Raw genomic sequence first — 12,298 nt, 5'->3', positions numbered from 1 at the left:
AAAGAAATTAATCTTAGATGAAATAATACTTATGTTTGTAGACAAACTGATATAACCACAGTTTTAAAAAGAACTAATTATTAAAATTTAATCCTCAAATAATTTATTAACCAAAACCCTGAAATTAAAGGGAAATGAAAATCAAAATGAAAAAAAAATTACTTTTTATTGCAATCGCAGGTTTATTTAATTCGATGGCTAATGCAGCGGATCTATATGTTAGAGCAACTGGAACAGGTGGAGCTTACACAACCGTTTCTGCAGCGATAACAGCAGCTAACAATGGTGACCGAATTATCATTCAGCCAAAAATAGACGGATCTGCATACATTGAAAACCTTACAATCAACAAATCGTTAACTTTCGTTTCTGAAACCAATTATAACAAATATTTCATCAAAGGAACCATTAACATCAATCCGGCAGCTGGAAGGGTTGTCACAATAAGCAACTTAAGTTCTGGGAATTTTACAATCTACAACATTGTTGCGACTGGAGCAACAACTGGAGGAAGAACAACTATCAATTTATTCAACTGCTATTTGAATAATGTTGATACAACACCTGCAAATACTACCACAAATATGTCTGGATGTACTGTTAGTGGCTATGTATTTTTTTCACACGGAAGAATGACTGGTAACAGAGCACAAAGAATAATGGCTTACAACACATCTTCAGATAATTCTCTTGCAACCAACGATATTGAAATTATAGGAAATGCTACCTCTTCTACAATTGGAAGCCAACAAACCAGCTATAATTTTAAATTCTATAATAACTTTACAAGTGGATTTGGAATTTATAATACCAAAACAAGTGGTACTAACGAAATCCTAAATAACACTATTTATGAACCTAATGGTGGAGACATAGCACCAATCCATATAAGCTTAAATGGCGATCCGGGCACTGGCGGAAACATTACAATTATGAACAATGCAATTTCTTTTGTTGTGGCTCAAACCAATGCTTGTATCCAAAATATTAATAGCGTTGCAATCGTAACAGCTAGCTATAACGTATCTACAAATGCGTTTGTAACTGAAGGGACAGTTACACAAAGCAACAATGTGGGTGCAGCCAATATGAACTTCAATAATACAACTTATACAGTTACTGGTGCCAATGTAAATGCTGGAAACCCTGCAGTAAGTTATACCGATTTAGATTTGACCAGAAATGATGCTGGACATTATGGTGGTTCAAACAGCTGGGAAAATTACTGGCCTGTAGACGGTGGTAATAAAGCACAGATAAATTATTTAGTAACACCAAGAGTTATAACCATCGGAAATACTATAAATATTTCAGGATCAGGGTTTTCTAAATAATCTATAATATTACGATACAGATGAAAAAATACATTTACAGCTTAATCGCTTTGTTAGTGATAAGCCTGTGCAGCGGACAAACCTCTATAAGTCAAGCAGAATATTTTTGGGATAACGATCCTGGTACAGGGAATGGTATAGCAATTGCTGCAGCTGATGGCAATTTCAATAGTACCTTTGAGCAATTAACACAAACAGGGATTCAGTTACCCGGAACAGGATTACATAAACTTTGCATTCGTATTAAAGACAACACAGGCATGTGGGGGCCAGTTTTTGTTAACGTTATTCAGATTAATCCAGCAGCAACCTCATCAATCATGAGTATTTTAGGTGCTGAATATTTCTGGGACACAGATCCAGGAGAAGGAAATGGAACACCAATTTTAGCAACAGATGGCAACTTCGACAGTGCTTTTGAACAACTATCAAAAACAGGAATTGTGCTACCTCCTATTGGACTACATGTTTTCAATATTCGCATAAAAGATAATACAGGTACATGGGGACCTACTTTAAAAAATGTTATCAGTGTACAAACAAATTTAAGCAATTCTGATTTTGAATTGAGTGGTTTAAAAGTTTATCCAAATCCAGTAAAAAATATCTTAAAATTTTCATATGAACATAAGATTACTGGTGTAACGGTTTACAACTTTTTAGGTCAGCAGGTAATGACAAAATCATTTCAAATTAATGAATCTGAAATTGATTTATCTTCACTCACATCGGGAACTTATTTCGTTACAGTAAAATCTGAAAACAAAGCCAAAACAATAAAGATTATCAAAGAATAAGAAATTCTTTAAAAAATATAAAAGCCAAACTTACTGTTATTAAGTTTGGCTTTTATTTTCAAATTTTCTTTGTTAAAATACATGATTACAATTACTAAATATTTTAAAAAAACATATACAAATAAAACAAAATACGATAAAAAAATTTAAAAACTCTTTATAGTGATTAAATTGGATAATTTAAAATCCTTCAGCAATTATAGACAACAATTTAGTGTCAATAATTTCGATTGAACGTCCGTTATTTTCTAAAATACCTTGAGATTCAAAAAAACCAATGACTCTAACTACAGTCTCTTCAGAAGTTTCAGAATATCTCGCTATGTCTAACTTTGTTATTGTGATTTCTGATTTATCATTATCGTCTTTATACTTTTCATTCAAAATCAATAAAATTAAAGCAATTTTTTCTTTTGCTGATTTATGAGATAAAGACGAAATTAAATTTATCCAAACATTAAATTCAAAGCTTAAAATTTTAACTAAATTAAAAGATAAATTAGGAGCCTTCTTCGATATTTCTATAAACTTTTCTCCATCATAGATTTCAATTTGACTCTCTTCTAAAAAAATTGCTGTTACTGGATGCTTTTCATTACTAAGTAAGGGTCTGAAACCAAAAAACTCTCCTTGAGTAAATATATAAACTATTCTTGTTTTTCCGTCTTGATTGAGTTGCTCTATTTTAACTTTACCTTTAGTAAGTCGATAAACAGCTTTAGGTTCACTCCCTTCCTCATATAAAATATCATTTTTAGAAAACAACTCTAAACTTTTTATACTTTCCAACTCAAGCATATATTTAGACTTAACATTATCTAAAAGCTCATTACTCTTAAATAAATATTTTGAAAGTATAAAAGTCATATCTAATTATTTTTAATTCATTGACCGTCGTCAACATTTAGCAGATAAAGTTAATCTAACTTTGTTATAAATTAAAAAGCATTTATTAAAATCATAGCATATAATATGAAGAAAATTATTTTTTTATCTTTCCTTATTACAATTCCCACTGGTATTAATGCTCAAAACAAAACGATCTCAAAAAGTATAATTAGTCCAACTGCTATTATTAAAAAATTTCACGAAAAAACTGAACTTGACGGAATGCAAAAAGGAGATTTAGTAAATTTATATATTGAAAGAATTAATGTTATAAGTAAAAAACTTCCTTTTATTGCTTTAACTAACAAAAGAGGTGTTACTATAAATGATGTAGGAATTCCAGATAACACTGAAAACAATAAAATATTAGAAAAGCAACATCAAACAATTAAGACCTTTATCTCAGAAACTGAAACTTTTGAGAGGACATTAATTCCGTTTGCAGACAAGTCTGATATCATTGATGCAATCTTATTTTGTGAAAATGTCCTTAAAGAATGGAGACTAATTGGTGAGTAAGTAATTTTTTTGAACCTTTTTTATATAAATTTTTGAGTTATATAATTGAAAAAATAAAATCCCGCTTAAAGCGGGATTTTATTTTTGCTAAATATTATACTATTTGCATTTACTATTCGATAATAATTCTTCTCGCTTCTTTTTTACCAGCGCTTTCTATATTTAAAATATATACTCCTGAAGAAATTGTATTTAAATCTATTTCCTTGTTAAAAATTTCTCCTTCTGATTTATGTGATTGATTATAAACTGAACACCCTCTAATATCAAAGACTTCAACTTTAACTTCTTCTGAAGTAGAAAGGACTACATTAAATTTACCTTTAGAAGGATTTGGATAAACGGAGAATTGCTCAAAACTATTTTCTCCTCTTGATAAAGTTCCTTGAACAACAAAATTATCAATAATTACACCTTCTTGATTTGCTGCATCATCTGAAACAAAGGTAAATCTAAAAATTGCATTTGAAGGATTATTAAGCGAAGCTAAACTATGTGAATAATTTCGTTTATTACCGTTTACTCCTGTTCCTCCTGTTGGAGCAGTTGCATAATCACCAGTCCATTGTTTCCCTATACAATTAAAGCAATCCGTACCATTTGGTGTTCTTGAGCTATTATACCAATTTGCATCTGTAGAAGTACCTAAAACGTTCCAAGTAACACCTGAATCTGTAGAATATTCAAAATAAATTATATCCCAGTTAGATTCTAAATCAAACGCCATATCAAAACTCACAGTCGGATTAACTACATTTGATAAGTTATAACATTGAGATACCAAATATGAAGTTGTTTTATCAGGATAATTACCACTTAATTTTGTAGCATATACTTGTGATCCTGCAACTGAATTAGTTAATAATGTTTTAGAAACAGTACCTCTTTCCCACACTGTATTTGTTTTACCACTTTCATCGACAGAAACTAAAACATTAGAGGCGTTTTCAAAAGTATTTACGGTATTAACTACTCCATTATCATTAACAATTATCACTACTGATCTATCATTATTAAATGAATTTGCATCACCAGTAGTTGTTATTGAAACGTTTAGAACATGAAAACCTCTTGTTAATCCAATTACAGATATTGCTTGAGGAACAGATGAACAACTTGCTAAATTTCCAGTCCAATTTATCACCGAATTTGCACCTCCATCAATATTGTATGTTATGGTGGCAGAAGTCAATGCAGCAGTCCCTCCATTTTCAATAACCACTGATGGCGCGAAAGTACTTCCACAAGCAACATTTACATTTCCTCCTGAAATTGATTTTAAAACAGCATCATTAGCTCCTGTTATGTAAGCAACTCCAATGTTTACAGCATTCCAAGCATTTGCAACTGCTTTAGTCTCTGCACTACTAGAACAATAAAGGTTAGAAGCTACTTCCATTGTTGCATTACGAGCATCAAAATAAGTTGCATTTGGCGTTAAATAATCTCTTTCCGCAAAATAAGCAATTTGAGCCGCTTTTAATAAACCAATTCCTGTAACTGAATATGTATCTCTTTCAGCAATAGGAGCATTATTTGTTCCTGACCCCCCTACTGTCAATAGATAAAACCAATAATTTAAAACACCACTATTTGTATGTACACCGCATTGATCATTACCATTGGATGGAGTACATGCATTTTCATCAGCTGTAGCTATCCAGTTAGTTCCGTTGAAACAATTTGGATCTCCTTTACTGTTTGGGTTAGACATTGATCTCAATCCTCCTATTACTATATCTTCACCTACAATCCAAACATTAGCGTTTATTGTACCTCCCATCGATCCAGTTCTTCCATAATGTTCAATACAAGCCCCCCAAATATCAGAGAAACCTTCATTCATTGCTCCAGAATGGTTTTGATACGCTAAATCAGCAGTATAACTACAAACTGCATGACCAATTTCATGTCCACAAACGTCTAAAGCTGTAAATGGTTTTGAAGTACCATCTCCGTAACTCATTACACTTCCATTCCAAAATGCATTTGACATTCCAGTAGTTGTTGCTGGAGTATCATCATAATGAACGTAACTTTTTATTTGAGAATTGTTATCATCAAAACTATTTCTACTAAAAATATTTTTCCAAAAATCATATGTTTTTTCAGCACCCCAATGAGCATCTAAAGCTGCATTGTCTTTACTGGTATGAGCTGCAGTATAATTCCCTGTATTCCAAGTATTAGTAGCATCAGAAAAGTGTGTACTAGGATAAGTATTTGTTTTTCCAGAATTATATGTTACAATTCCGTTACCTCTTGTACCATCTTGTAAAACATATTTATTTAAACCTGCATTAAAAGTAGTTTCTATAGTTTGATTACCACTATATCTTGTAGGTACAGTCGTAGCTACCATTTGTTCAAATTGATTGGCTAACTGATTTTCTCTTCCATCTTCTAAACTTAAGTGTTTAATTATAGGATTTTTATAAAGTATCTCTCCTGAATGTGCATCCACATAAACTTCAGATCTTGAAATAGGTACTACAGCATAAATATCATATTTAAAAGCTAGTTTAATCTCTCCTGAATTTACCTTTGGGAAAATCACCAATTCTCCTTTGGGTATTTCATAATTTAATTCTTTCGCGGATTCTACGTCTTCCCATAAATATTTTTCAGCATTGATACTTTTTTTAGCTAAAACAAAAGCCTCTGCTGCACTAATTGAAGGTTTAAGAACCAAATCTTTTGGATTATATAATTCTCCATTAACACTTTCAACCAAACCATTTCGAGAATGTGTAATAAGTGTTCCAAACTCAACTTTTAAACCATTAAAATATTGTTGATGCCTCTGATGGCTCATCCCTGAAATATCTACCGTTTCTTTTTTCTCAAGAAAAGTGGTATTTTCATCAAGTTTATATGATTTCTTGAATTGCGCAATAGCTTGATCTTTTGCAATGTTGTAATACTCTATCCTTTTTTGAATTGGTTGATTAGGATTATAAACTTTTTTTTGTGCATACATCCCCAATGATAAAAAAGCAAAAAGAGCCAAGTAGTTATTTCTCATCTTTATGGTTTTTGGTAATTTTTTGCGAATATATTAAAAACAAATGGTTTATATATATAATTTCTTAAATTTGAATTAACATAAAAAAAACATAACTATGTCTAAAACAACCCCGTACTTATTAGGCATTATAACAACAATAGTTATTGGATGTTTTTTATATCATCACTTTTGCTGCAAAAAGTGCAATAACCCACCACAAACAAAAAATAAAATAGTCTCAACAAAATCAGAAGAAATAACAAATAATAAATTTCAATTCTCTGATGAAAACATAAATCATTCTTGTGAGAAAAACTTTAATTTTAACGAAAGTGAATTCAACTATATCACACCAGCTGATGACTGTTTAAACATTGGAATAGAAAAACTTAAAAATTATTTTACCAACAATAAAGAAGCTAGACTAATTATTACTGGTTATGCCTCGACTTCTGAAAAAAACACATCAGCTTTTCCGAATCTAGGATTTGCTAGAGCAAATGATATTAAAAATTATTTTGTCTCAAAAGGTATACCTTCTAACCGATTTGAAATTAATGGAGAAATCAAAGAGGGTTTACAAATGGTTGAAAATAAAGTCTTAGGGCCTATTAATTTTGTAATTAATAAAACACAAGCGCTTACTAAGGCTGAAAACTGGAATGGTATTAAAGAAAAATATACCGAAACACCATTGATACTCTTTTTCGATTCAAACCAAACAGAAATTTCATTAACTGATGCTGAAAGAGAAAGTATAGCAGAAATTGCAAAATATATTGACAATGTTCCTAACTCAAAAATAAGCTGTGTTGGGCATACCGACAATAGTGGTAATAGATTAGTTAATATAAATCTTGGATTAGAAAGAGCCAATTTTGTCAAAAACTATTTGATAAAAAACGGAATGTTGGAATCCAAGATAGAAACTTCTTCTAAAGGTCCAGACGAACCCATAGCCGACAATCTAACACCAGAAGGAAAAGGAAAAAACAGAAGAACTGTGATAACATTAAAATAATAACATCATGAATATACCGTGCTTTTTTATACCCATTTTAGTAGGCCTTATTAGTGCTATTTTAGGTTATTTATTAGGTAAAATGACAACTGAAGGCAATCATCTTAATTTAAAATCAAAACTAAAAGCATCTGAGGATGAAAATGAAAGACTAAATTATCAATTGTATTTATTACAAAAAGAAAACTCGGCAGACAAAACAAATAATTTACAGATTGAATTAAATGAATGTATGTCTAAAAATAACACCTTACAAGCAGAAATAGATGATTTAAAATCGAAGCACAGTATTCATTCATTTGTAAGCCCTACAGAAGAAATTATTCCTTTCAATGCTGAATTAGCCTCTTCAGTTTATAGAAAAAAAATCAAACAAGATGATCTAAAAATTGTTGAAGGCATTGGCCCTAAAATTGAAGAGCTGTATCATAAAGCAGGCATAAAAACTTGGAAAGAGCTATCTGAGACTTCGGTAGAAAAGTCAAAAGAAATACTTATTGAAGCTGGAGAGATATACATTATTCACAATCCTTCTACATGGGCAAAACAAGCGTTATTGGCTTATCAAGGAAAATGGCAGGAACTTAAAGATTGGCAAGATGACTTGAATGCTGGTAAAGAATAACTTTTTCTTTTAAAAACTTGCTATACCAATATTCCAATGTTTGGAATTTGAATATCTTAAATTGCCATTTACAACCTCTAACGGACAATCAAAATTGTTAATAAAAAGTGACCCAGTCCCAAGTCCTTGAGGCATTTTGTTATTCTTAGTAAAAGTGTATTGAGCAATTGCGTTGAGACCAATATTAGACTCTAAAGCAGATGTTATCCACCAACCAATATTATACTTTTCAGCCAATACAATCCATTCATCTGTGCCTTTAATGCCACCAATAAAACTAGGCTTTAAAATGATATATTGAGGTTTTATTTTTTTAAGCAAATTTTCTTTTTCTTCGAAAGTAAAAACTCCAATTAATTCTTCATCAAGAGCAATTGGTAATTTAGTTTTCTCACACAAGTCAACCATAATATCGACTTGATTTTTGGCTATAGGTTGTTCGATACTATGGATATCTAATTCTGAAAGTAAATTTAGCTTATGCATAGCATCTTCAACTTTAAAAGCACCATTAGCATCAACTCGTATTTCTATTTGATTTGAAGTGAAATTCTGTCTAATAAACTTAAGAAGTTCCAACTCCTTTTCGAAATCAATTGCTCCTATTTTAAGTTTAATACAAGTGAAATTTTGACTGAGTTTTTCTTCAATTTGCTCCTTCATAAATTGTTGCTCTCCCATCCAAATAAGACCATTAATTGGAATTGATTTTTCTCCCGAAGTGAATTCTGAAGGAAACAAAACAAAAGGATCATTAGTTTGTAATGACAAAAAAGCCATTTCTACTCCAAACTGGATAGATGGAAATTCTATTAAATCATCCCAAAGTACATCTTTACCTAAAGCAATATTAGCACAAACCCATTTAAGTTTTTCTTCATAATCAGGTCTGTCATCGGCAGATAATCCTCTCAAAATTCCGCACTCCCCTATTCCATATTTACCTTCATCTTCAATTATCAGAAACCAGGTTTCTTTTTGATTCAAAACACCTCTAGAAGTTCCTGAAGGTCTTTTAAAATCTAGAATATATCTTTTGTAGGATGCTTTCATTTAAAAAACTAGTTATAAAGTCTCCAAATTTTTTGAATGTTATCCTGTGGAAGATTAGATTTTTTAAATTTATCCAAGTCATTCACCGCTTTATTCTTCCAGGTTTGCTTTGCTGAAATATTCTGATTCATGTATTTTTTATGGATTTCTTTTGCTTTAGAAACTTCATCCATAAACATGTACACGTGTGCTAAATTCATTTGAACTTTCAATTCACTTGCATCTAAATTTTCAGCCGTTTTTAATGCTTTAAGGGCTTTGTCAAACTGATTGGATTGTATATATAATTCAGCTAATGTATTATAATTTAAAGAGGTTGCATTTGGCTTAGCAGTAACTTTGTTATTAATTAATTCTATGGCTTCTTCTGTTTTTCCTTCTTTAGCCAATTTTAAAGCCATTTTACATTGTATATCATTGTAAACAGTAGAAATACCCAGAGCATTAAAGGCTTTTTCTTCCGATTCTTGCACAACTAGTTTCTTTTCTTCAACTGCTAGTTTTTGAAAATCATCAAAACGATATGCTTTAGAAATTAAATCAATCGTCTTATATCCTACTTCAGACTTTTTAGATCCAGTCATTGTTTGAACAATTCCTATTGAATATACTGATGTCAGAACAATCTGCTTGTTCTTTTGTGACCATCCACGACTAGCGACATTGTCTACCCATGGTACAATTTCAAGAACGATTTTTTCGTTCATCAGCCAATTTTGGTTTTCAAAAGCAAACCAAACATTTTTAGTTTCTTCTTTTATACAAGTAGATTTTGCAGAAACAACTTTTGCATCTTTACTGACAGGATTTGGCTGATATAAACAAGCCGTTTTAAAGTCTGCATTTTTAGAGAATTCATTTGCTTTAAACTCATCGGTAAAAACAGCATACGTACATTTATCTGAACCTGAAATTGAAGAAACTAAAGACAAAGCACCACCAGTACCTTTACCAATAAAATATGGATCAGGAATTGATTTTAGTACAGAAGCCAAATCGTTAACCATTTTCTGGTTTTCGTCTAAAAGTGTGATTCTATATACAAATTCGGTAGTTCCAACAGGAAAATCTTCCGATTTAATGATGATTTTATCTCCCGCCGAAAGTTTGATTTCTTTATTGGTTATTCGTTGATTGTCCCAGTATCCATTTACATCTTGTGATTGAGCAGCACCAACTGAAAAAAGTATAAAGGTTGAAAGTAATTTAAATTTCATTTTTTGTTTTTATTATTTACCAGCAATTTAAATGCCAGTTTATCGAATTACCTGGTCCCGATGGAAACGGCATCCTTTTTTGTAGATTGATGTGTCACACTGAGCTTGTCGAAGTGTTCTCGAAGTCTGCAAAAAAGATACAGTGATCTCGTCTTCAGGACCAGAGGAAATAGCTCCTAAAGATCAATACTCTGTCCAATTTCGAGCAGCATAAGATCTTTCCCAACATCAAAAAACTTTTTGATGGATTCATCATGATTAATTTCGATGAAACCGAAAGTATCATAATGATAGCCTAAGATCTTATCACAATCCAGAAAATCTGAAGCCATAATAGCGTCATCAACATCCATCGTGAAATTATCCCCTATTGGCAAAACTGCTAAATCCAGCTTTGTTCTCATTGGGATAAGCTTCATATCCATTGTTAATGCAGTATCACCAGCAATGTAAATGTTTTTATGTTCTCCTTCGATTACAAATCCGCCAGGTTGCCCTCCATAGGTACCATCAGCAAAAGAACTTGTATGAATTGCATTTACATATTTTACATTTCCAAAGTCGAAATCCCAACTTCCTCCATGATTCATGGGGTGATATTTAAGACCTTTTGCTGCATAATGCATTGCAATTTCATAATTAGAAACCACTACAGCATTAGTTCTTTTTCCAATAGTCTCTACATCAAGTACGTGATCATTGTGTGCATGAGTAATTAAAATATAATCGGCTTTTAATTCATCAACATTGATATGAGATGCTTTGGCATTTCCAGAAATAAAAGGATCCACTAAAATGTGTTTGCTTGAAACTTCAATACCAATACAAGCATGTCCGTAGAATGTTATTTTCATAATTTTTAGCTTTTAGAAAATTAAAACCATGGCTAATATTATCGACAATAAAAATGTACTTATTGCTAATTTTTTAAGTTGAGGGTCAAGTCTTCGGTTATCATCACAATAATACACCGTTTTTAAATGACTGAATAATGGGAAATAGGCCGCTAAGAAAGCATACTGATCCCATCTAAAACCTATTCCATTATATATTACCGCAAAAACAAGAACCAACAGCATTGCTCCTCCTACAAGAAAATAATGATAGAACTTGGCTTTTTCTCCGCCCATTTTTACTACCAGAGTATTTTTTCCAGCGTTTTTATCTGAAATTTCATCTCTCATGTTATTCAGGTTTAAAACTCCTGTACTCAACATACCAATTGCAACAGCTGGTAAAACCAATTGCCAATCGAATTGTTTAGAGTATAAAAAGTTAACCCCTAAGGTACTTACCAAACCAAAAAATATAAAAACGAAAACATCACCAAAACCTTTATATCCATAGGCTGAATTACCTACCGTATAACGTATTGCTGATACTATGGCAGCTACTCCTAAAATCAAGAAAAATAACGAATACAACAAATACTTATCGTGAAACGAAACATAAATTAAAAGTACTGCCGAAAGAAACGTCAACAATGCAGTAAAATACATGGCACGTTTCATAGCTGCTGGAGATATTGCCCCACTTTGTATTGCTCTTTGTGGACCAACTCTTTCTTCATTATCTGTTCCTTTTACTCCATCACCATAATCGTTGGCAAAGTTTGACAAAACCTGCAAACCAATTGTTGTAAATATCGAAAGTCCAAAGATTTTCCAGTTAAAAACCTGTGTTGGTGTCAATATATCGTTTGTAGGATTAGCTAAGGCATATAAACTACCTACTAATATGCCTGATACAGATAATGGCAATGTTCGTAATCGAGCAGCTTCAATCCAGTGTTTCATTTTAAAATTAGAATTTAGAATTTAGAGTTTAGAATTTTTAG

At 31.6% G+C, this 12,298-nt stretch carries 11 protein-coding genes; 5 read left to right on the top strand and 6 right to left on the bottom strand.

Annotation, left to right across the window (positions count from 1 at the left end):
* Positions 1-146 precede the first annotated feature (146 nt).
* On the top strand, positions 147-1,334 hold the full coding sequence (locus tag LJY17_RS00795; protein ID WP_264541973.1) for a hypothetical protein: 1,188 nt from the start codon (positions 147-149) through the stop codon (positions 1,332-1,334).
* Positions 1,335-1,354: 20 nt separating this feature from the next.
* Positions 1,355-2,131: a T9SS type A sorting domain-containing protein gene (locus LJY17_RS00790; RefSeq protein WP_264541972.1), complete on the top strand. Its 777-nt coding sequence runs from the start codon at positions 1,355-1,357 to the stop codon at positions 2,129-2,131.
* Positions 2,132-2,311: 180 nt separating this feature from the next.
* Here LJY17_RS00790 and LJY17_RS00785 read toward each other — a convergent pair whose 3' ends face one another.
* Positions 2,312-2,998, bottom strand: a complete 687-nt coding sequence (locus LJY17_RS00785) for a Crp/Fnr family transcriptional regulator (protein ID WP_264541971.1) — start codon at positions 2,996-2,998, stop codon at positions 2,312-2,314.
* 105 nt (positions 2,999-3,103) lie between these two features.
* Here LJY17_RS00785 and LJY17_RS00780 point away from each other — a divergent pair, with 105 nt between their 5' ends.
* A complete protein-coding gene (locus LJY17_RS00780) occupies positions 3,104-3,538 on the top strand; it encodes a hypothetical protein (RefSeq protein WP_264541970.1) in 435 nt (144 codons plus the stop codon).
* Positions 3,539-3,650: 112 nt separating this feature from the next.
* Here the strand turns inward: LJY17_RS00780 and LJY17_RS00775 are convergent, their stop codons facing one another.
* The gene (locus LJY17_RS00775) at positions 3,651-6,563 is read right to left on the bottom strand and encodes a M4 family metallopeptidase (protein ID WP_264541969.1); all 2,913 of its coding nucleotides are present in this window, start codon (positions 6,561-6,563) and stop codon (positions 3,651-3,653) included.
* A 97-nt stretch (positions 6,564-6,660) separates the two neighbouring features.
* On the opposite strand from LJY17_RS00775, the gene LJY17_RS00770 reads away from it, so the two are divergent.
* Together LJY17_RS00770 and LJY17_RS00765 are read left to right on the top strand one after the other, a co-directional pair.
* Positions 6,661-7,566, top strand: a complete 906-nt coding sequence (locus tag LJY17_RS00770; protein ID WP_264541968.1) for an OmpA family protein — start codon at positions 6,661-6,663, stop codon at positions 7,564-7,566.
* A gap of 7 nt (positions 7,567-7,573) precedes the next feature.
* A complete protein-coding gene (locus LJY17_RS00765) occupies positions 7,574-8,191 on the top strand; it encodes a hypothetical protein (protein ID WP_264541967.1) in 618 nt (205 codons plus the stop codon).
* A gap of 9 nt (positions 8,192-8,200) precedes the next feature.
* Here LJY17_RS00765 and LJY17_RS00760 read toward each other — a convergent pair whose 3' ends face one another.
* The 4 genes from LJY17_RS00760 to menA form a co-directional block, all read right to left on the bottom strand.
* Positions 8,201-9,244 (bottom strand): o-succinylbenzoate synthase, encoded by a 1,044-nt coding sequence (locus tag LJY17_RS00760; RefSeq protein WP_264541966.1) that lies wholly within the window; start codon positions 9,242-9,244, stop codon positions 8,201-8,203.
* Positions 9,245-9,252: 8 nt separating this feature from the next.
* On the bottom strand, positions 9,253-10,461 hold the full coding sequence (locus LJY17_RS00755) for a tetratricopeptide repeat protein (RefSeq protein WP_264541965.1): 1,209 nt from the start codon (positions 10,459-10,461) through the stop codon (positions 9,253-9,255).
* Between the two features lie 176 nt (positions 10,462-10,637).
* Positions 10,638-11,315 (bottom strand): metal-dependent hydrolase, encoded by a 678-nt coding sequence (locus LJY17_RS00750; RefSeq protein ID WP_264541964.1) that lies wholly within the window; start codon positions 11,313-11,315, stop codon positions 10,638-10,640.
* 12 nt (positions 11,316-11,327) lie between these two features.
* The gene (menA, locus tag LJY17_RS00745; protein WP_264541963.1) at positions 11,328-12,257 is read right to left on the bottom strand and encodes a 1,4-dihydroxy-2-naphthoate octaprenyltransferase; all 930 of its coding nucleotides are present in this window, start codon (positions 12,255-12,257) and stop codon (positions 11,328-11,330) included.
* Positions 12,258-12,298: the final 41 nt, after the last annotated feature.

It is taken from the genome of Flavobacterium hankyongi (genome assembly GCF_036840915.1).
Taxonomy (GTDB): domain Bacteria; phylum Bacteroidota; class Bacteroidia; order Flavobacteriales; family Flavobacteriaceae; genus Flavobacterium; species Flavobacterium hankyongi.
This window is presented reverse-complemented; position numbering and strand designations above follow the sequence as displayed.